Consider the following 19,759-nt stretch of genomic DNA (forward strand, 5'->3'; position numbering starts at 1 on the left):
AGAGGGTCCCATTTCATCAGCAAAAAATGGGATGCCGGCTTTCGCCGGCATGACGAGAAATATAAAGAGACGCGCTTACAGACCCCAGTCCGGGTCCGGCGTGGTGGCGAAGACCGAGCGCAGGCCCTCGCCCCAGCGGCGGCGGATGTCGTTGAAATAGGGATCATCGGCATCGATGCGGCGGCGCAGGGCCGGCTTGAATTCATCCTTGCGCAGGATCAGCAGATCCAGCGGCAGGCCGACCGAGATATTCGAGCGCAAAGTCGAATCCATCGAGATCAGCGCGCATTTCGCGGCTTCGATCAGCGGCGTTTCCGGCTGGATGACGCGATCCAGGATCGGCTTGCCGTATTTCGCCTCGCCGATCTGCAGGAACGGTGTGTCCTCCGTGGCGCGAATGAAATTGCCGGCATAGTAAAGCATGTAGAGCTGGGTCGGGCGGCCCTTGATCTGGCCGCCGAGCAGCATGGTCAGGTTCGGCTCGATGCCTTCCTGCTTCAACCCCTCGCCATCGCGGCGTGCCACTTCGCGGATCGCGGCGCCGACAATGCCGGCGGCCTCGAACATCCGCGTCGCCTGCATCAGGTCATGCTGCTTGCCCTCGGAATCGGTGAAGCTGTCATTGAGCAGCGACACCACGGACTGGCTGAGCGACAGGTTGCCGGCGGTGCACAAAGCCAGCACCCGGTCGCCCGGCTTCTGCCACACATGCATCTTGCCGAAGGTGGCAATGCTGTCGACACCGGCATTGGTGCGGCTGTCGGACAGCATCACGATCCCGTCCCGCAGGTTGAGCCCGACGCAATAGGTCATGCCAACTAAGCCTCTGAAGTGTATGCAACGGCTGATTATAGCGTTTTTGCCGCCGCCGTCTCTGCCTCGGTGCCCTGGGGGCTTAATTTTTGCTAACAGACCAAGCTCTTAATCCAAAGTAACTGGTCTGGGTGGGGGGGCTGAGGCGTATATCTGCGGTTGTTTCAGATCAAAGTCGATCAGCGCGCTCTGGGCCAGGCTGCCCGGTACGCCCACTGGTCTTCCAAGGAGCGCAAAGTGATGGCGAAGGGTTTCAGTCTCAAACTGGGTATCCGCGGCAAGATCGTGGCTGCCCTGGTGGCCTTTGCTGTGGTGCCGATGCTGATCATGGCCGGCATCATCTATTACCAGCTTGGCAAGTTCCGCCAGGATGCCATCGACCAGCTTGCCGCCATGGCGGTGAATGTCTCCGACCTGATCGACCGCAACCTGTTCGAGCGCTACGGTGATGTGCAGGCCTTCGGCTACAACACCGCCGCCATGGACCCGGCCAATTGGGGCAAGCCGGGCGAGAAGAACCCGCTGGTGCAGGCCATGGACCGCTACATGGCGAATTACGGCGTCTACAAACTGATGCTGCTGGTTTCGCCCGAGGGCAAGGTGCTGGCGGTGAACAGCAAGGATGCCGCCGGCAAGCCGCTGAACACCGCCGCGCTCTACCAGGGCAATTACGCCAATGCCGCCTGGCTGCGCGATGCGCTCGCCGGCAAATTCCTGATTGGCAAGGATGGTTTCACCGGCAGCGTGGTGGAACAGCCCGTGCGCCACCCGGAACTCAACAGCCTTTATGCCGGCGACGACTATGCCATGATCTTCGCCGCCCCGGTGCAGGATACCGAGGGCAAGATCGTGGCGGTGTGGGCGAACTTCGCCGATATGGCGCTGGTGGAGGATATCGCGCACGCGGCGCATAAACAGTTCGAGATTGCCGGCATCGACAACACCTCGATCACCATCCTGGACCCCAAAGGGACTGTGGTGGTGGAGTTCGATCCCGACAGGCTGGTGAACCACAAGTATCAGCGCGACTTCAGCATCATCGGCAAGCTGAACCTGGCCGAGACCGGCCTGATGGCGGCCCGCGAAGCGGTGGCCAAGCGGGCCGGCGGCATGGAAGACACCAATACCCGCACCGGCGTGAAGCAGGTGACCGGCTATTATCATGCCAGCGGCGCTTATGGCTATCCCGGCATGGATTGGTCGGTCCTGGTGCGCGTACCCTCCAAGCAGGCCTTCGATACGCTCTACGAAGTAGAGCTTGAAATGCTGATCGTGCTGCTGTTGGCGCTGATCGCCTCGCAGGTGGTGGGCCAACCCTATGGCAATGCCTTTGCCCGGCCGATCCTGCGCCTGGCCAGTGCCATGAGCGAGCTTTCCGCCGGCAAGGTCGATATCGATACCAAGGGTGCCGAGCGCAGCGATGAAATCGGTGCCGCGCTGCGCGAAGTGATGGTGGTGCGCGACCGCATCGTCACCGGACTGCAGACCAAGGAAACGTTGAACAGCCTGACCAATCCGGTGATTCTGGCCGATGAGCAGGGCAGGCTGGTATTCCTGAACAATGCCGCGATGCGGGTGTTCGGCGAGGCCGCGCCGGCAATCCGCCGCGAGATTCCCGGCTTCGATGCCGCAGGCCTGCTCGGCGGCCCGATTGATACGCTGCTGCGCGACCCCGCCCTGCAGCAGCACAAGCTTGCCACGCTGACCGGCGCAATGGCCGGCAACCTCAAGCTCGGCGGCCTGTCCTTTGAACTCACCGCCGTGCCGGTATTCGATGCCACCGGCAAACGGCTGGGTGCTGCCGTGGAATGGAAGGATGTCACCGAACTGCTCACCGTACAGGGCGAAGTGGCCAGCCTGGTGGATTCCGCGCAGCATGGCGACTTCAGCCAGCGCGTCAATCTCGACGGCAAGAGCGGCTTCATGCGCGAGATCGCCGGCGGCGTGAACGGCATGGTGGATACCATGGCGCGCGCCGTGAACGATATCGACGGCGTGATGGATGCCCTGGCCCATGGCCGCCTCAGCCAGCGCATGACCGGCCAGTATGACGGCCAGCTCAAGCGGCTGCAGGAAAACTGCAACGCCACCATCGACAAGCTGAACGACATCACCGGCAAGATCGGCATCGCCGCCGGCAATGTGAACAACTCGGCGGGTGAAATCGCCACCGGTACCCAGGACCTGGCGCAGCGCACCGAAAGCCAGGCGGCAACCCTGGAGCAATCCGCTGCCGCCATGCAGCAGGTGACCGAGACGGTGCGCCAGACCGCCGAGAATGCCCAGGCCGCCGATCATCGCGCGGCAGCCGCCCGCGACATTGCCGCCAAGGGCGGTGCCGTGGTCAACAATGCCATGAAGGCGATGGGCGAGATCGAAAACGGCGCCCAGCGTATTTCCGAGATCATGAGCCTGATCGACGAGATCGCGTTCCAGACCAACCTGCTGGCCCTCAATGCCAGCGTGGAGGCGGCCCGCGCCGGCGAAGCCGGCAAGGGCTTTGCCGTTGTGGCGCAGGAAGTGCGTGCGCTGGCGCAGCGTTCGGCCGGCGCTTCCAAGGACATCAAGGCGCTGATCCAGAATTCCAACGCCCAGGTGAAAACCGGCGTGGACCTGGTGGGCCAGACCGGCAAGGCGCTGGAGGAAATCGTCGGCGCCATCAAGCAGGCGTCCGACCTGGTGGCCGAGATCGCGGCGGCAAGCGGCGAGCAGGCCCGCGCCATGCAGGAGCTGAACACCGCGATCCTCAACATGGACGAGATGACCCAGCGCAATGGCGCCCTGGTGGAAGAAACCAGCGCGGCGACGCAGAACCTGGCTTTCCAGGCCAATGAACTGGCCGATCTGGTCGGCTTCTTCGACCGTGGCGGCGAAACCTTGTCGGAACGCCGCCGCGAAAGCCGCTTCGATCTCGGCCCCAGCGACACCATCGAGACCGGCGGCCGCAGCTATCGCGCCCGCAACTGGAGCCAGTTCGGCATGCTGTTCGGTCCGGTGGAACAGGTGCCGGCACTCGGCACCCGTCTGTCGCTCAGGGCATCGCTGCAAAGCGTCGGCATGAATTTCGCTGCCGAGGCCACAGTCGTGCGGCTGGAAGACAACATGGTGGCGGTGCGCTACTTCGCGGAAGATTCCGCCAAGGTGCAGGTATCGCGGCATTTCAGCGGCATGAACATGGCTTCGGCACAGCCCGCCGCACCCAAGGCTGCGGCACAGCAGGCTGCCGCCGCAAAACCTGCCGCGAGTAAGCCGGCTTCACCATTGGCCGTGGCAGCGAAACCTGTCCCGGTTGCCGCCAAGCCCTCAATGGGCAAACCGCTCAGCGCCAAAGGCCCGGCAACCAAGCCGGCTGCGGCAAAGCCGCCATTAGCCCGGCAGGAACCGCCGAAACTGCTGCGTCCGACGCCAGCCGGTACACCGGCACTGAAACGCGACGACGATGACGATTGGAAGGAATTCTGATCCGTTATCCCGGCACTGAAAATAAAACCGCCGCTCGATTGAGCGGCGGTTTTTTTATTGTCCGAGGCTGCCGGCCCAGGCCGGCAATCTTCAGGCGCTGTGCATGAAATCCTGGGCGATCATGCTGCCGAGTTCGATATTCTGGTCGATCGCCTCGGTGAGATATTCGTGCAGACCCTTGGCGACGATCTCGTCGATTGTGCCATAGCGCAGCTTCATCAGCAGGCGTTCGGCCAGGCGTACGGATTCATAGTCGCGCCGGTAATGCACGCGCAGATGCTGCATGATCTCGACGATTTCGGAGAAGCAGTTATGCAGGCTGCGCGGCATGTCGTCGCGCAGGATCAGCAATTCGGCAACGCGCAGCGGCGTGATGCTGTCGCGATAGATCTGGCGGTAGATGCGGAAAGACGACACCGAGCGCAGCAGCGCGCCCCACTGGTAGTAATCCACCGCGCCGCCGACATCGCGCGGGCTGGGCAGCAGGATATGATACTTCACGTCCAGGATACGCGCCGTGGAATCGGCGCGTTCGATCAGCGTGCCAAGGCGCATGAAGCGATAGGCGTCGCCACGCTGCATGGTGCCTTCCGCCACGCCGCGGAACAGATGGCTGCGGTCGCGCACCCAGTCGAAGAAGCCGCGCAGGCCGTCGGCCTCCACCTTGTCGAGCGTGAGCGTGCGCATTTCCAGCCAGGCGGCGTTGATGCTTTCCCAGGCTTCGTTGGTGATCTGCGCCCGCATGGCGCGGGCATTTTCGCGCGCGCCCTTGAGGCAGGCAGCGATGGAAGAGGGATTGTCCGGCGCGAAAGCCAGGAAGTCGATCACCGAACGCGGCGTGGCAGAGCCGCCGCGCAGGGCGAAGGGCTTGTCGGCACCGGCGATGATCAGCGCCGCATCCCACTGGTTCATGCCAGTATCGGCACCCATCAGCGACATGCGGTGCGTCACGTCCAGCATGCGCGCCATGTTCTCGGCACGCTCGACATAGCGCATCATCCAGTAGAGGTTATCGGCGGCGCGGCTCAGCATTATTCAGCCCCCGCCGCCTGAGATTGGGCCTGAGACTGAGACTGGGATTGGGTCTGACCTTGCGCCGGTTCCTCCGGCATCACTTCGCCGGGCAGGGGTTCCAGCACCCAGGTATCCTTGGTGCCGCCGCCCTGGCTGGAATTCACCACCAGCGAGCCTTCGCGCAAGGCGACGCGGGTGAGGCCGCCCGGCACGATGCGCGTGCTGTTGCCCGACAGCACGAAGGGCCGCAGATCGACATGGCGCGGCGCCAGTCCGCTTTCGACAAAGGTCGGGCAGGTGGAAAGCGCCAGGGTCGGCTGCGCGATATAGGCTTCCGGCTTGGCGATGATCTTGGCGCGGAAGGCTTCGATCTCGGCCTTGCTGGAACGCGGGCCGACCAGCATGCCGTAGCCGCCGGAGCCATGCACTTCCTTCACCACCAGCTCGTCGAGATGCTCGAGTGTGTATTTCAGGTCGTCCGGCCGGCGCAGAATATGAGTCGGCACATTTGCCAAAGTCGGTTCTTCGCCCAAGTAAAAGCGCACCATGTCCGGCACATAGGGATAGACCGACTTGTCATCGGCGACGCCGGTGCCGACCGCGTTGGTGACCGTGATGTTGCCGGCCTTGTAGGCGGCGAACAGGCCCGGCACGCCGATCATCGAATCCTTGCGGAAAGCCTGCGGGTCGAGGAAGGAATCATCGAGCCGGCGGTAGAGCACGTCGACGCGCTTCAGGCCGCCGACCATGCGCATGTAGACGAAGCCGTCCCTGACCACCAGGTCCGAGCCTTCCACCAGCTCGATGCCCATCTGCTCGGCCAGGAAGACATGCTCGAAATAGGCCGAGTTGTAGACGCCGGGCGTCAGCAGCGCCACGGTGGGTTCTTCATTGCAGTTCGGCGGCGCGCATTCGCGCAAAGTCTGCAGCAGCGCATCGGCGTAATGGCCCACCGGGGCGACACGCACCTGGGCGAACAGATCGGGGAAGAGGCGCATCATCGCCTCGCGGTTTTCCAGCATGTAGCTGACGCCGCTGGGCGTGCGGGCATTGTCTTCCAGCACGAAGAAATCGTTTTCGCCGGTGCGCACCACGTCGATGCCGGCGATATGGGTGTAGATGCCGTGCGGCACGCGGAACCCGGCCATGGCGCCGGTGAACTGCTCGTTGCCGAGGATCAGGTCGGCCGGAATCTTGCCGGCGCGGATGATGTCCTGCTCATGATAGATATCGTGCAGGAAGGCGTTCAGCGCCTTGACGCGCTGCTCAAGCCCGCGCTTCAGCCGCGCCCATTCGGAGGCGGCAAGGATACGCGGCACGATATCGAAGGGGATCAGGCGTTCGGTGTCGCCGCCCTCGCCATAGACGGCGAAGGTGATGCCAAGGCGGCGGAACAGCGTGTCGGCTTCATGGCGGCGCTTGGCCGGCACATCGGCGGGCACATTCTTGAGCCAGCGCGAATAGCCTTGGTAGGGGATGCGGACCACGCCACCGGCTTCGGTCATTTCATCGAAAGCGGGCATCGCGATCCCCCGTAATCTAGTCGCTGGCAATCAGAGTAGGGGATTGGCCGCGTAGCGGGAAGCGAAAAAGATGCAGCCCGGGCCGACGGGTGGGTGTGTCGGTCCGGGCTGCAAGTATGCGCGTCTTACTGCACCGTCTCGCCGTGCAAGTTGAGATCGAGGCCGTCACGTTCGGTGGCCTCGTCGACGCGCAGACCGATGGTCCAATCCACGATCTTGAGGATGATCAGGGTCACGATCGCGGTGAACACGATGGTGATGACCACACCGTAGATCTGGGTAAGCACCTGGCCGCCATTGCCGTCCAGCAGGCCCAGCGGGGCATCCTTGCCGGCAATCGCCGCCTTGGCGAACACGCCGGTGAGCACCGCACCGACGATGCCGCCGACGCCATGGACGCCGAAGGCATCGAGGCTGTCGTCGTAGCCGAGAGCGTTCTTCACGCTGGTGGCGGCGACGAAGCAGACCACGCCGGAGATCAGGCCGATGATGAGCGCGCCCATCGGATCGACAAAGCCGGCAGCCGGGGTGATGGCAACCAGACCGGCAACAGCGCCGGAGATGATGCCGAGCACGCTGGGCTTGCCGCGAGCGATCCACTCGGCGAACATCCAGGCGAGAGCGGCAGCAGCGGTGGCGATCTGGGTGACCAGCATGGCCATGCCGGCATTGACGTTGGCACCGGCGGCGGAACCGGCGTTGAAGCCGAACCAGCCAACCCACAGCAGGCTGGCGCCGATGATCGACAGCGTCAGGTTATGCGGCGCGTGGCTGGACTTGCCATGGCCCATGCGCTTGCCGATGACCAAGCAGGCAACCAGGCCGGCGATGCCAGCGTTGATATGCACCACGGTGCCGCCGGCGAAGTCGAGCACGCCCATTTCGCCCATCAGACCGCCGCCCCAAACCATGTGGGCAACCGGGGCATAGACGAAGATCAGCCACAGGCCGATGAACCACAGCATCGCCGAGAACTTCATGCGGTCGGCGAAGGCACCGGTGATCAGGGCCGGGGTGATGATGGCGAAGGTCATCTGGAAGGTGAGGAACACCGTCTCCGGGATGGTCTTGGCCAGGTCGTTCACGCTGTCGATGGCGATGCCGGACAGGAACAGGTTGCCAAAGCCGCCGATGATGGCGTTGCCCGGCGAGAAGGCCAGGCTGTAACCGATGATCATCCACAGCACCGACACCAGGCAGGTGATGGCGAAGGACTGCATCATGATGGTGAGCACGTTCATCTTGCGGACCATGCCGCCGTAGAACAGCGCCAGGCCCGGGATGGTCATCAGCAGCACCAGGGCGGTGGAGGTGAGCATCCAGGCGGTATCGCCGGTATCAAGCTTCGGCGCGGCGGCGGCCTCGGCGGCAGCCGGCGCGGCGGCCTGGGCGAAGGCATGGAACGGCAGCAGCGCAAACATGGCGGCGAGCGCCAGCAGCAGCCAGCCGAGCTGGCGGCCGTAATTCTGAGGGACGGCGGGCATCGCCGTTACGGAAAGACGTGGCATTGTCGATAACCTCCTGCTTGGTGACCCGCACCACCTGCCGGTCGCCGCCCGGCACAACTTCCGGACCGGCCGACCCACCCTGGTACGCGCCTCGGGATTTCAGGTTTACAAGAACCGTGCCACTTGGCTGCAATGCAACAAAGCCGGATTCAGCGTTGATTCGCCCCCGAATCACGCCGCCATAGCAGGCAGCGCCCCAGATGCATGCCTAAAATAACGCCATTCACCGCCTAAATGCCAACGGAATAGGCGGTATTATGGCGATTGTTTGGCGCTGCCTGCCTGGGAGTCGGTGCCTTTAGGCGGCTCTGAGGAGATAGTCGGGGTGGAAAACCGGCCCTGGCAAGCGCACTTCCATCCAAAGGCATCACACCAAGTTGTAATACCTCCTCGCGGTCTACATAGTCTTACGGTCAAGCCCGGAAACCAGCCTGGGGTGCTATGCGCCGACCCACCTTATTATTGCTGTGCTGCCTGCTGCTCGCCGCCTGCGTGCCTGATCGCGGGCGCGACTTCACCTATACCGCGCCGATGCAGATGCCGGCAAAGCCGCAGGATACCGCCCGCATCGTGCTCTACCGCGTCGATCCGGGCCGGCCACAGCCGCGCGCCCTGCTGAACAATGTCAGCCTTGGCAATATCCGCAACGACAGTTACCTGATCCGGGACGTGGCACCCGGCAGCTATGAGCTGCGCCTTGAGGAAGCCGGAAGCAGGAATGCCATGGCGGAAACATTGCTGCAGCGCGCCGAACTGCAGGCCGGCGGCGAGTGGTTCATCGAGGTGGCGGTGAAAGAGTTCGACTGCAGCCGCCCGACTTATATCGACCCGGTCAATACGGGCGGCCTCGCCGCCGGTATGGCGGGCGCCGGCATAAGCCTGCTCAGCACGGTGATCGCTCCGGCTCTTGTCAGGTGCAATGACGAGGTAAATCTGCGACCGGTCTGGCCCCATGTCGGTCATTGGCAGATCAACTCGCTGCTGCAGCGTGATGGTGCCAAGCCACTAGCCGATACCGTACCGACCACGACGACGCTGCCGGTATCGGGAATCAACTGGCGCAAATTCGATGCTGCGCTGCGCCAGCATTTCACTGCAAATAGCAGCAAGCTGCCCGACAGCGAAGGCCGCGACAACAGCCTGCTCAAAGATTGGTCGCTGCGCGGTGAGGCGAAGGACACAGACAGTGGCTTTGAGATCGACGTGGCGCTCGACTACCTGCGGATCGACGAGAGCAATCTGTCCGGCCGGCCGATCCGGCGCCTAGTGCGTTACACGGTGCTGCGCCAGGGCGATGCGGTAAGCATCGCCGGCTGGCAGCCGGGCAACACGCCGTAAGGCTTTGCTGTGAGCCATCATGATGCCGTGAACCATAATAATCTCGGCACGCCGGAGGCGGCGACATTCGCCAGCGCCTTGCGCGCTGCCCTGGCCGGTCCGGCGCCGTGGGACTTCCTGCAGGCTCTGCGCGATGCTGGCCGGCTCGGCCAGCTGCTGCCCGAAGTGGATGCCTTGTGGGGTGTGCCGCAGCCCGAGGCGCATCACCCCGAGATCGATACTGGGCGGCATTGCCTGATGGTGCTGCGCCAGGCCTGCGCCTTGAGTGCCGATCCGGCGCTGCGCTTTGCCGCCCTGGTGCATGATCTCGGCAAGGCCGCAACGCCACCGGCGGAATGGCCGCGCCATGTCGGCCATGAGCAGAGCGGCCTGCCGATCATCGCGGCACTCAGCACGCGCCTCGGCCTGCCTGAGGATTGGGCCGATCTCGGCATGGCAGCCTGCCGCTGGCATCTCATGGTGCATCAGGCAGCAAACCTGCGGCCCGCCACGCTGCATGATCTGCTGGCGGCTTTAAGCGACAAATGGCGCCAGCCGCAGCGGCTGGAAAGCCTGCTGCTGGTCTGCGAGGCCGATGCGCGCGGCCGCCTCGGGCATGAGCAGCGGCCTTATCCGCAGGGTGGGTTGCTGCGCCGCTGCTATCGCGCCGCCGCTGCTGTGCCGGCATCGCCACGGCAGCGCGAATTGCGCATCGCCATAATCCGCGCCGCACTCAAGGAGGCGCAGCCATGACGCCCATTGCACCCGCCATTCCAGCCGACATGGCGGCGCGCATCGCGGCGGAACTTGAGGCACTGGAACAGGCGCATGGCATCCGCATCCTGTTCGCCATCGAATCCGGCAGCCGCGCCTGGGGCTTTCCATCGCCCGACAGCGATTTCGACGTGCGCTTCATCTATGCCCGGCCGGTGGCGGATTACCTACGCCTGGAGCCGCTGCGCGATGTGGTGGAGCGGCCGGTCGATCCGGTGCTCGATATCAACGGCTGGGATATCGCCAAGGCGCTGAAGCTGCTGGCGCGCGGCAATCCCACCTTGCTGGAATGGGCGGTGTCGCCACTGGTCTATCGCTGCGACGGCATCACGCGGCCGAACCTGGTGCGGCTGTCGGAGCAGACCGCCTGGGGCCGCGCCGCCGCCTATCACTACCGCCATCTCGCCGAGCGCCAGGTGGAGAAGCATCTCGCCAGCGGTGAGCAGGTCAAGCTCAAGACCTATTTCTATGTGCTGCGGCCGTTGCTGAATCTGCGTTTCCTGCGCCGCAATCCCGGCCAGCCGCTGCCGATGCATCTGGATGGCCTGCTGGCCGGCTGCGCCCTGCCGGATGCCATCGCCAATGAGCTCGACGCCCTGCGCCGGCTGAAAGCAGAAACCGTCGAACTCGGCAACGGCCCGCGCCGGCCAAGCCTTGATGGTTTCATCGCGGCAGAATTCAGCCTGTCGGCGCCACAGCCAATCAATCCTCAGACCGGCGACGCCCCCGCCGCCGATATGGCGGCATTGCTCGACGCCGAATTCTGGCGCGCCATCGGTTTCAGCGCGCCCGCGGGCTGAGGCCGATCAGCGCCAGATGGCGCGGGCGGTAGCTTTCCGGCACGCCATCGGCCTGGGCATGGCGGGCGCCCGATCTGGAACAAGCCGCCGAAACATCGGTTTCATGGCAGGAGCCTTCCCGGCGGCAGGCCGGCCAGCGCCGGGTGCTTCGGCTGGTAGCCTTCGGGCAGGCCCTTTACCGAAGCATGATGGGCAATCAGCCAGAGCAGGTCGTCGCGCTCCAGCGCCAGTGACGTGCCGCCGGTCTGCGACAGGCCGACACGACGGTCCCAGGATTCAGCGCGCGACAGCCAGCCGCTTTTCGGCATCCATTGCTTGTCATGCATGGTGCCGAGCCATTCGTCGATCCGGTCGCGTTCGAGCCGCACCGCCGGACGCAGGAACCAGTTCGACTTGCCACTGCCGGCGCGGACGAAGTCCCACGGGATGCAGCCGATGCCAAGCCAATGGTCCACCAGCCCCTGCGGCGAGAAAACCAGCGCCGGACCGAGATACAGCATCCGCTTATGCACCCGGTAACCGCGATAGATGGAGACAAAGACAAAAAAGAGGCCGGCCAAGTAAGGGAACAGTGCAACAGGCCAAAGACCTCCCCTGCCTTTTCGGGTCTCTATCAACGTGAGAATATCGGCGAAGAAAAACAGCAGAAATGGCGCTGCGGTCGCCAGCAGAAACCAGCCCCAGAATTCACGCTCAAGCCTGATGGGTGAATCGTAAACCCGAATGACGCCGGCTTCGGCATCGACCTCGATATCGGGCCGGGCCGCCGCCATTATCTCCGGCTGAGTTTCTTTGCCAGGTCGTCGAGCTGTTCGAGGCGGCGGTAGTTGATGATCAGGCGACCGCTCTCATGATCCTCGCCGACCTCGACCTCGACGACGAGGCCGAGTGCCTGGCTTAAACCGCGCTCGAAGGCCAGCGTGTCGGCATCCTTCTTCTTCGGCGCCGTGGGCGCCGCCGTCGAAGCGCCGCCGGCCTTGGGCGCTTTTGGCACAACCGTGCCGCCGCCCACCGCCTTGGCAATCTTCGCCATGCTTTCGGCCTGGCGCGCGGTGAGCTTGCCATCGGCGATCTGCACGGCCAGCTCGGCGGCCTGCGGATGGCCGATCAGCGGCCGTGCCTGGCCGGCGGTAAGCCGGCCATCGATGATCAGCTTGATGGCGCTTTCGGGAAGCTGGAGCAGGCGCAGCGTATTGGCGACATGCGGGCGGCTCTTGCCGATGGCGTCGGCAATCGCATCCGCCGTATAGCCGAATTCATCGGTGAGGCGGCGATAGGCCTGCGCCTCTTCCATGGCGTTGAGATCCTGGCGCTGCACATTCTCGATGATGCCGATCTCTAGCGCCTGGCGGTCGTCGATCTCCTTGATCACCGCCGGCACATGATGCAGCTGCGCCATCTGCGAGGCACGCCAGCGCCGCTCGCCGGCAATGATCTCGAACATCCCGGCCTTGGTGGCCGAGCGCCGCACGACGAGCGGCTGCAGCACGCCGCGTTCCTTGATCGAGGCGGCCAGCGAAGCCAGCGCTTCGGCATTGAAGATCTGGCGCGGCTGATACGGGTTCGGCATCAGCTGCTCGATCGGCAGGTCGCGCAGGCCGCCGCGTGGCGCCGCCTCGGCAGGTGCGCCGGTGGCGCCGCCATCGCCCATCAGCGCGGCAAGGCCGCGCCCCAGGCCACGCTTGGCCGCTGCCGGATCGGCCAGGCGCTTTTTCGGATCGTCGATCATGCTGTACTCCGGCGCCGCGTCAGGCGGCGTCACGCAGGGCCTGTTCGCGGCGGATCACTTCGCGCGCCAGGCTCATGTAAGCGGTGCTGCCAGGGCAGCGGAAATCGTAGATCAGCGCCGGCACGCCGAAGCTCGGCGCTTCCGAGACACGCACATTGCGCGGGATCACGGTGTCGTAGACCTTCTCGCCGAGGAAGCCGCGCACATCGGCGGCGACCTGTTCGGAGAGATTGTTGCGCTTGTCGAACATGGTCAGCACCACGCCCTGCACTTCCAGCGCCGGGTTGAGCGAGCCACGCACGCGCTCCACTGTTCGCAGAAGCTGACTGAGGCCCTCCAGCGCGAAGAACTCGCATTGCAGCGGCACCAGCACGGCATCGGCCGCCGCCATGGCGTTGACGGTAAGCAGCGTCAGCGAGGGCGGGCAATCGATCAGCACATGGTCGTAGTCGAGGGCGTCACCAGCGGCATCGAGCGCATCGGCCAGGCGATGCTGGCGGCGGTCGAGATCGATCAGTTCCAGCTCGGCACCGGACAGATCGACGGTGGCCGGCACGATGAACAGGTTCGGCACCTTGGTCTGGTGCACGGCTTCTTCCAGGCTCGCCTCGCCCATCAGCACCTGATAGGTGCCGGCGCCACGCTCGTCATAGCTCAGGCCCAGGCCGGTGGAGGCATTGCCCTGCGGGTCGCTGTCGATCAGCAGCACGCGCTCGCCGACAGCGGCCAGAGCCGTGGCCAGGTTGATGGCAGTGGTGGTCTTGCCCACCCCGCCCTTCTGATTGACGATGGCGAGCACGCGGGCATGACGCAGGCCGTCTAACGTCCCTGGCATCATTTCCTGAGTATGTTCTTCTTCCGTACTCATTGCGCCACCAAGCCCCTGAAGCGGAGAACCCTGCCCTCGCCATCGCTCTGGCTCGGAAAGGTTTCCTGTGAAGCTACTTTCCAGGATTTGGCCGCGAGCGTCAATTCATCCTCGGCCTGGCGGCCCTTGGGAAACAGCAGCAATGTCTGCGGCCCGGCGAAGCGCGCGGCCCAGGAAAACAGCTGCTCCAGCGGCGCCAGGGCGCGGGCGGAAATCACGCCCACTTCTTTCAGTGTTTCACGGGGAACCGCTTCGATGCGTTCGCTGCGCACGGTGGCGCTGACATCCATCAGCCGCGCCGTCTCGCGCAGGAACACCGCCTTGCGCGTATCGCTTTCCACCAGCACCAGATTCTCGCGGCCCATCGCGGCGATCACCAGGCCGGGAAAGCCCGCGCCCGAGCCGAGATCGAGCCAGGTGCCGCCCGCCCCATCTGCCAGCGCCAGCAATTGCGCGGAATCCAGGAAGTGGCGGCGCCACAGATCGGGCAGCGTATTCGGCGCCACCAGATTGATCGCCTTCTGCCACTTCACCAATTGCGCCGCATAGATTTCGAGGCGCGCCAGCACGGCATCGCTACAGCCGGTCGCGGCCTGGAAGTCGGCAGCCTGGAAATGGGTAGGAGTCATGGCGGCAATATAGACGGGCCGCCCGCCTTGTCATGCCTGCGCAGGCGGGAATCCGATTTTTTGGGCCGGGCAAACCATCTCCCCTCGCCATGTCCGACTTGAGCGAGTGTTTCACGTGAAACACTGGTTTCGATGGCGAAGTCCCGGCGCTGAAACGCCTTTCGCTGTTTCACGTGAAACAGCCACCACCTCCCCGCTCTCGTCATTCCCGCGAAAGCGGGAATCCCATTGTTTTCCCGGCAACGGATAATGGGACCCTCGCTTTCGCGAGGGTGACAATCAACAAAGGCAGTTCTAGAGCGGAAAGCCCTACGCCACCCGGCGGGCGCGCTTCTTCACATGGCCCAGCAGGGCGATGAGGGCAGCCGGCGTCACACCGGAGATGCGGCCGGCCTGGCCCAGCGTTGCCGGGCGGGCGGTTTTCAGCTTCAGGCGCACTTCGGCGGAGAGGCCGCCGATGGCGTCGTAATCCAGGTCCACCGGCAGGGAGAGGCTTTCATCCTTGCGGAAGGCCAGGATATCGGCCTCCTGGCGCTCCATATAGCCGGCATAGCGGCCATCGATCTCGATCTGCTCGACGATCTGGGGCGCAAATCCGCCCAGTTCGGGCCAGACCTGGGCCAGGCGCACCATGTCGATGCCCGGATAGCCGAGCAATTGCAGCACCGAACGCGGCTGGCCGTCCTGATTGACGGTAATCCCGTGCTTGGCCAGAGCCGCCGGGGTCATGCGCAGGTCATTGGCCAGCCTGCGGGCCTCGGCCAGCGCCTCGGCCTTGGCCGAAAAGACTGTTTCACGGGAAACACCGATGCAGCCGATGGCCATGCCCAGCGGGGTCAGACGCTGGTCGGCATTATCGGCACGCAAGGACAGGCGGTATTCCGCCCGGCTGGTGAACATGCGGTAGGGCTCGCGGGTGCCAAGCGTCACCAGATCGTCCACCAGCACGCCGATATAGGCGTCAGCGCGGTCGAGAATGAAGGGTTCGGTACTGCCACCAGCAGACAACGCGGCATTCAGGCCGGCAATCAGCCCCTGGGCCGCCGCTTCCTCGTAGCCGGTGGTGCCGTTGATCTGGCCGGCGAAATACAGCCCCTTCTGGCGCTTGGTCTCCAGGCTGGGCAGCAATTCGCGCGGATCGACGAAATCATACTCGATGGCATAGCCCGGCCGCAGCATCACGGCGTTTTCCAGCCCCGGGATGGTTTTCAGCAACGCCAACTGCACATCGCGCGGCAGCGAGGTGGAAATGCCGTTCGGATAGATGGTCGGATCGTCCAGGCCTTCCGGCTCCAGAAAGATCTGGTGGCGCTGTTTCTCGTGAAACCGCACCACCTTGTCCTCGATGGACGGGCAATAGCGCGGCCCGGTGCCCTCGATCTGGCCGGAATACATCGGCGCCCGGTGCAGATTGGCCCGGATCAGCTCATGGCCGGCTTCGGAGGTATAGGTGATGCCGCACTCGATCTGCGGCACGGTGATCTTGGTCGTAAGGAAGCTGAACGGCACCGGCGGATCATCGGCGGCCTGCATTTCCAGGCCCGACCAGTCGATGGTGCGGCCATCCAGGCGCGGCGGCGTGCCGGTTTTCAGCCGGCCCAACGGGAAGCCGAGCCGCGCCAGGGTCTGGGACAGGCCGAGCGACGGCGCCTCCCCCACCCTTCCGGCCGGGATTTTCTCCTCGCCGATATGGATCAGGCCGGAGAGAAAGGTGCCGGTGGTGAGGATCACCCGGGGCGCGGCGATGAACTCACCATTTCCCGTGAAATCGGGTCCCGTGAAAACGCCCTTCAGCTCGCCATTCTCGATGCAGAGGTCTTCCACAGCCCCGGCGCGGCAATCGAGATTGGGCTGTTCGGCCAGGATCGCCTGCATCGCCTGGCGATAGAGCTTGCGGTCGGCCTGGGTGCGCGGCCCACGCACAGCGGGTCCCTTGGAGCGGTTGAGCAGCCGGAACTGGATGCCGGCACGGTCGGCGGCGCGGCCCATCACGCCGTCCAAAGCGTCGATTTCCCGGACCAGATGGCCCTTCGCCAAGCCACCGATGGCCGGGTTGCAGGACATCTCACCGATGGTTTCCAGCTTGTGGGTCAGTAGCAGGGTGCGGGCGCCCATGCGCGCCGAAGCAGCAGCCGCTTCGCAGCCGGCATGGCCGCCGCCGATCACAATGACATCATAAGACTCGCTCATGGGCGCGGGTTCTATCCCCCGCTTTATCCCCCGTCAAAAGGAATCGCTGTTTCACGTGAAACAGCTTGCTGTTGACCCCTGCCTAGTCGTCACCCCCGCGAAAGCGGGGGTCCCATTTAAGGGACTATAAAAATGGGATTCTCGCTTTCGCGAGAATGACGCATCCTTCTTTGTCCTGTTTCACGTGAAACACAGCCGTTTTCAGTACATATAATGAACAAATAGGTCTAATTCTTTATTTGTTCTCACATGTACCCATACATGTATCTGATTGACCGGAACCGGGCGGCGCGGACATGGTCGCGCCCAGACATTCCGCCTGGACCATACGCCATGACCGATACGACCCATACTGGCAGCATCCGCCTCGCCCATATCAGCCGCTATCCCGTGAAGGGCCTGGATGAGCAGAGCCTGAGCGAAACCACGCTCGGCATCGGCCAGGCTTTGCCCGGCGACCGCCGCTTCGCCATCGCCCATGGTTCATCGGCCTATGATCCGGCCCAGCCCGGCTGGCAGAAGAAGGCGCATTTCCTCAACTGGGCGCGCACCCCGGCGATTGCCGCGATCCGCGCGCGCTATGCCGAAGGCGGCGATGTGGTTTCCTTGAGCGAGAATGGCGCTGAGCTGCTGCGCGATGCCGACCTCACCACTGAACCGGGCCGCGCCGCGCTCTGCGACGTGCTGCTGAAACGGCTGCCGCAGGAAGCGCGCGGCAAGCTGGTGGTCGCTGAAGCGCCGGGCGTGAGTTTCAGCGATGTCGAGCCGAAATTCCTTTCGATCCAGAACCGCGCCAGCCTCGATGCCATCGGCAGCCATGCCGGCACCGCCTTCGATCAGCGCCGCATGCGCGGCAATCTGCTGCTCGATGGCCTCTCGCCCTGGGTGGAGATGGACTGGATCGGCAAGCGGCTGCGCGTCGGCGGCGCCGAACTGGAAATGGTCGAGATCATCGGCCGCTGCCCCGCCACCACGCTCGATCCGCTGAACGGCGCGCGCAACCTGCCGACGCTCGACATCCTGAACCGGGAATACGGCCACCAGGATTGCGGCCTCTATGCCAAGGTGGTGCAGGGCGGCACGATCCGCGTCGGCGATAGCGTAACGCTACGCTGAACCCGCCATAAAGCTTCGGTAAAGCCCCTTGCGCCACAGCGAGGCGCGGCGCCATGTTGTGGCAGCTTTCGCCGAAAACATTGCCTTGGACATCGCCATGCGCCTATCCCGCCGCGCCTTCCTCACCGCTTCCGCCGGCAGCACAATCGGCATCGGTGGCGCCATCAGCGGCACCGCCCTGCTGCTGCCGGAAACCGCTTCGGCCTGCACCGCTCTGCATCAGGCAGTGGCAGCGGAATTGCTGCGGCTGAAAAAAGACGCCCAGCTTGCCGGCAATAATGTGCTGTCGAATCTGCGTGACATGGCCTGCCCCTGCTGCGGCGAGCCTTTCGCGCTGTTCAAGGATTTCGAAGTCTGATCAGCCGGCGTTGAATCAGGCGGCGCTGAGCCGGGCATAGACCAGGCTGTCGCGCCACTGGCCGCGCAGCCGCAGATTCTCCTTCAGCAGCCCTTCGCGGCTGAAGCCACCGGCTTCCGCCAGCGCGATGCCGGCCTTGTTCTCGGCATCGATAAGCGCGCTCAGGCGATGCAGCCCCAGGGTCTCGAAGCCGAAATCCACCAGCACCGCCAGCGCATCACGGCCCAGGCCCAAACGCCAATGGTCGCTGTCGAGCGACACCGCCAGCGAGGCATTGGCATGTTCGCGGCTCTGGATGCTGAGCCGCGCGGTGCCGACCAGCAGGCCGCTGTCGCGCGCCTCGATGGCGAAATGCCAGTCATTGATATTGCCGGCCTCCTGGGCCAGCAGCCGCGCCTCAAGATAGGCCTCGATCAATTCCGGCATCGGCTCCGGCCCCGGCAGGTAGCGCCAGAAGGCCGGGCGCAGCGCAAAGCTCTGCAGAAAGGCTAGGTCATCAGGCTTGAACGCCCGCAGGCTCAGCCGCGCCGTATCGAGATGGGGATAATGGCTATCCATGACCAACCAGTATCATTTCCGGCGGGTGGCCGAAAAGCCTACCCCTGCGGGAATCTCCGAGACAGAAAAGAATATCGCCAATAAAATTAGCCGGGGGATACGCTTGGGGTTCTAATTCAATGTCTAATCGCGATTGGCTGCACGGTATTACATTTGGATTTTGTGTCGTTCTCGGTATCACTTTTGGCCTAGTGGCGGTTTATTATAGCCAGCCAATACCATGGCGAATCCTTGATGATGCTGCGGCAGCAAAAGCAGACTATGAAGCCCGCCGCAGCGCCAGTGCACCAGACGATGCGATCAAATGGATTGGCGATGTCAAAAGCAGCAGCCCCAAAGATACTGCTGAAAGGCTCGCAGATGCCCCCGACAAAAGCAGTGATTATCATGATGCTCTCGACCTTGAAGCACAATGGGCTGCTGCTGCTGCTGGTGAGAGAATGGCCCGACTTGCTGTCTGGCAACTCGTGTTCGGCGGCCTGGGTATAGTTGCCGTTGGCTGGTCGCTCTATTACACGCGGAAGGCCCTGGAATTGAGCCGTAAATCCGCCGATGCAGCGGAGGAATCGATTGCGGTCGCACGAGAAAGTGCTGAGCGAGAATTGCGGGCCTATTTGTCGATGACCCCCAATAAACTTGGTGGTTTGTACGAGGGCGGAACTGTTTCAATTGAATTCAAACCCGTCAACCACGGGCAGTCGCCTGCCTTCCGGATGCGACATGTATTCGAAATACGAACACTTTCATTGCCCCTGCCCGATGACTTCATTTTTGAAGAGCCAACACGAATCATAGATAATCACATAACTATTTTTCCGAATGTCGATACCAACAAAACTTGGTTCAACGCCAAAGCAACAACAACCCAGGGCGAACTGGAGGAAATTCGCAACAAAAGGGCTGGCTTGTTTTGCTGGGGAACCACATTCTATGAAGATATTTTCGGAAAGCAGCGTACTGTTAACTTCCGCGTATATTTCACCGGTCAAAATGTAGCTGACAGTCAAAAGCAATATCACGAAGGCAAAAAGGAAGACTTACCAGAATGGGATTGGATATACGCCAGTGGCCATGGGGATGCAACATAACGAGTGGATAAG

At 63.5% G+C, this 19,759-nt stretch carries 17 protein-coding genes; 7 read left to right on the top strand and 10 right to left on the bottom strand.

Annotated elements, in window-relative coordinates; genetic code table 11:
* Positions 1-75: 75 nt before the first annotated feature.
* Positions 76-813 carry a peptidase gene (locus tag ACQY7X_RS07150; RefSeq protein ID WP_428249167.1) on the bottom strand — a complete coding sequence of 246 codons (738 nt, stop codon included), beginning with the start codon at positions 811-813 and terminating at the stop codon, positions 76-78.
* 240 nt (positions 814-1,053) lie between these two features.
* Between ACQY7X_RS07150 and ACQY7X_RS07155 the strand changes: the two genes are divergently transcribed.
* Positions 1,054-4,275, top strand: coding sequence for a methyl-accepting chemotaxis protein (locus tag ACQY7X_RS07155; RefSeq protein ID WP_428249168.1), 3,222 nt, complete (start codon positions 1,054-1,056; stop codon positions 4,273-4,275).
* A gap of 90 nt (positions 4,276-4,365) precedes the next feature.
* On the opposite strand, the gene ACQY7X_RS07160 is transcribed toward ACQY7X_RS07155, so the two are convergent.
* From ACQY7X_RS07160 to ACQY7X_RS07170, 3 genes are all read right to left on the bottom strand, one after another.
* Positions 4,366-5,307: an alpha-E domain-containing protein gene (locus ACQY7X_RS07160; RefSeq protein ID WP_428249169.1), complete on the bottom strand. Its 942-nt coding sequence runs from the start codon at positions 5,305-5,307 to the stop codon at positions 4,366-4,368.
* Entirely contained in the window at positions 5,307-6,812 is a 1,506-nt protein-coding gene (locus ACQY7X_RS07165; protein ID WP_428249170.1) for a circularly permuted type 2 ATP-grasp protein, read from the bottom strand. The genes ACQY7X_RS07160 and ACQY7X_RS07165 overlap by 1 nt, the downstream gene beginning before the upstream one ends.
* Positions 6,813-6,937: 125 nt before the next feature.
* Positions 6,938-8,320, bottom strand: coding sequence for an ammonium transporter (locus ACQY7X_RS07170; protein WP_428249171.1), 1,383 nt, complete (start codon positions 8,318-8,320; stop codon positions 6,938-6,940).
* A 441-nt stretch (positions 8,321-8,761) separates the two neighbouring features.
* On the opposite strand from ACQY7X_RS07170, the gene ACQY7X_RS07175 reads away from it, so the two are divergent.
* The 3 genes from ACQY7X_RS07175 to ACQY7X_RS07185 are packed head-to-tail and all read left to right on the top strand — an operon-like array spanning position 8,762 to position 11,211.
* Positions 8,762-9,658 (top strand): hypothetical protein, encoded by an 897-nt coding sequence (locus tag ACQY7X_RS07175; RefSeq protein ID WP_428249172.1) that lies wholly within the window; start codon positions 8,762-8,764, stop codon positions 9,656-9,658.
* Positions 9,659-9,667: 9 nt separating this feature from the next.
* On the top strand, positions 9,668-10,390 hold the full coding sequence (locus ACQY7X_RS07180; RefSeq protein WP_428249173.1) for an HD domain-containing protein: 723 nt from the start codon (positions 9,668-9,670) through the stop codon (positions 10,388-10,390).
* Positions 10,387-11,211 carry a nucleotidyltransferase domain-containing protein gene (locus ACQY7X_RS07185; RefSeq protein ID WP_428249174.1) on the top strand — a complete coding sequence of 275 codons (825 nt, stop codon included), beginning with the start codon at positions 10,387-10,389 and terminating at the stop codon, positions 11,209-11,211. Before ACQY7X_RS07180 ends, ACQY7X_RS07185 begins: the two co-directional genes overlap by 4 nt.
* A 101-nt stretch (positions 11,212-11,312) precedes the next feature.
* Here ACQY7X_RS07185 and ACQY7X_RS07190 read toward each other — a convergent pair whose 3' ends face one another.
* From ACQY7X_RS07190 to mnmG, 5 genes are all read right to left on the bottom strand, one after another.
* Positions 11,313-11,984 (bottom strand): hypothetical protein, encoded by a 672-nt coding sequence (locus ACQY7X_RS07190; protein ID WP_428249175.1) that lies wholly within the window; start codon positions 11,982-11,984, stop codon positions 11,313-11,315.
* On the bottom strand, positions 11,984-12,940 hold the full coding sequence (locus ACQY7X_RS07195; protein ID WP_428249176.1) for a ParB/RepB/Spo0J family partition protein: 957 nt from the start codon (positions 12,938-12,940) through the stop codon (positions 11,984-11,986). Before ACQY7X_RS07195 ends, ACQY7X_RS07190 begins: the two co-directional genes overlap by 1 nt.
* 19 nt (positions 12,941-12,959) lie before the next feature.
* Positions 12,960-13,778, bottom strand: coding sequence for a ParA family protein (locus tag ACQY7X_RS07200; RefSeq protein ID WP_428249177.1), 819 nt, complete (start codon positions 13,776-13,778; stop codon positions 12,960-12,962).
* Positions 13,779-13,804: 26 nt separating this feature from the next.
* Positions 13,805-14,437, bottom strand: a complete 633-nt coding sequence (gene rsmG, locus ACQY7X_RS07205) for a 16S rRNA (guanine(527)-N(7))-methyltransferase RsmG (protein ID WP_428249178.1) — start codon at positions 14,435-14,437, stop codon at positions 13,805-13,807.
* Between the two features lie 309 nt (positions 14,438-14,746).
* The gene (gene mnmG, locus ACQY7X_RS07210) at positions 14,747-16,627 is read right to left on the bottom strand and encodes a tRNA uridine-5-carboxymethylaminomethyl(34) synthesis enzyme MnmG (protein WP_428249179.1); all 1,881 of its coding nucleotides are present in this window, start codon (positions 16,625-16,627) and stop codon (positions 14,747-14,749) included.
* Positions 16,628-16,960: 333 nt separating this feature from the next.
* On the opposite strand from mnmG, the gene ACQY7X_RS07215 reads away from it, so the two are divergent.
* Both ACQY7X_RS07215 and ACQY7X_RS07220 read left to right on the top strand, forming a co-directional pair.
* Positions 16,961-17,743, top strand: coding sequence for an MOSC domain-containing protein (locus tag ACQY7X_RS07215; RefSeq protein WP_428249181.1), 783 nt, complete (start codon positions 16,961-16,963; stop codon positions 17,741-17,743).
* A gap of 97 nt (positions 17,744-17,840) precedes the next feature.
* On the top strand, positions 17,841-18,101 hold the full coding sequence (locus ACQY7X_RS07220; RefSeq protein ID WP_428249182.1) for a hypothetical protein: 261 nt from the start codon (positions 17,841-17,843) through the stop codon (positions 18,099-18,101).
* 15 nt (positions 18,102-18,116) lie between these two features.
* Here ACQY7X_RS07220 and ACQY7X_RS07225 read toward each other — a convergent pair whose 3' ends face one another.
* Entirely contained in the window at positions 18,117-18,659 is a 543-nt protein-coding gene (locus ACQY7X_RS07225) for a GNAT family N-acetyltransferase (RefSeq protein ID WP_428249183.1), read from the bottom strand.
* Between the two features lie 119 nt (positions 18,660-18,778).
* On the opposite strand from ACQY7X_RS07225, the gene ACQY7X_RS07230 reads away from it, so the two are divergent.
* Positions 18,779-19,747 (top strand): hypothetical protein, encoded by a 969-nt coding sequence (locus tag ACQY7X_RS07230; RefSeq protein WP_428249184.1) that lies wholly within the window; start codon positions 18,779-18,781, stop codon positions 19,745-19,747.
* Positions 19,748-19,759 lie beyond the last annotated feature (12 nt).

Origin of the sequence: Ferrovibrio sp. (assembly GCF_965278975.1) — a bacterium.
Taxonomy (GTDB): domain Bacteria; phylum Pseudomonadota; class Alphaproteobacteria; order Ferrovibrionales; family Ferrovibrionaceae; genus Ferrovibrio.